The sequence below is a fragment of the Rhizobacter sp. P2_H2 genome, from assembly GCF_056403375.1.
In genome coordinates, this window is the sequence record NZ_JBFUFP010001815.1 from 1 (window position 1) to 563 (window position 563).

General features: G+C 70.5%; 1 protein-coding gene. It reads right to left on the reverse strand.

Going from position 1 to position 563, the window contains the following annotated elements; all coding sequences use genetic code 11:
* On the reverse strand, positions 1-563 hold a 563-nt coding region (locus tag AC1D15_RS36370; RefSeq protein WP_477829914.1), incomplete at both ends, for an efflux RND transporter permease subunit.

The window sequence follows — 563 nt, forward strand, 5'->3', positions numbered from 1 at the left end:
CCTGCGTCGTGACCGTCGGGCCCTGCAGGCCCTCGACCACGTCGCCCTGCACCGTCACCGCATAGTCGCGGCCCTCGCGCCACAGCACGCCCGGCTCCCAGGTGAAACCGACCTTGGCGATCTGCGTCAGCGGGATCGAGCGGCCGCTGGCCGTCGGCAGGTAGGCGTTGCCGATGTCGGTGATGGCGTTGCGCTCGTCCAGCGGCTGGCGCACGACGATGTCGACCAGCCGGTCGGCTTCGCGGTACTGCCCGACGGTGTTGCCCGACAGGATGGTGCGCGACGCGGTGGCGATGGCCTGGCTGGTGACGCCCAGTGCGCGCGCCTTGTCCTGGTCGACCTCCAGGCGCAGCACCTTGACCGATTCGTTCCAGTTGTCGTTCACGCCGCGCATGTTCGGATTGGCGCGCAGGATGTCCTTGGCCTTGTCGGCCCAGGCACGGGCCTGCGCCGCATCCGGCCCCATCACGCGGAACTGCACCGGGTACGGCACCGGCGGCCCGTTCGGCAGCAGCTTGACGCGGCCGCGTGCATCGGGGAACTCCTCGGCCAGCATCTTCGGC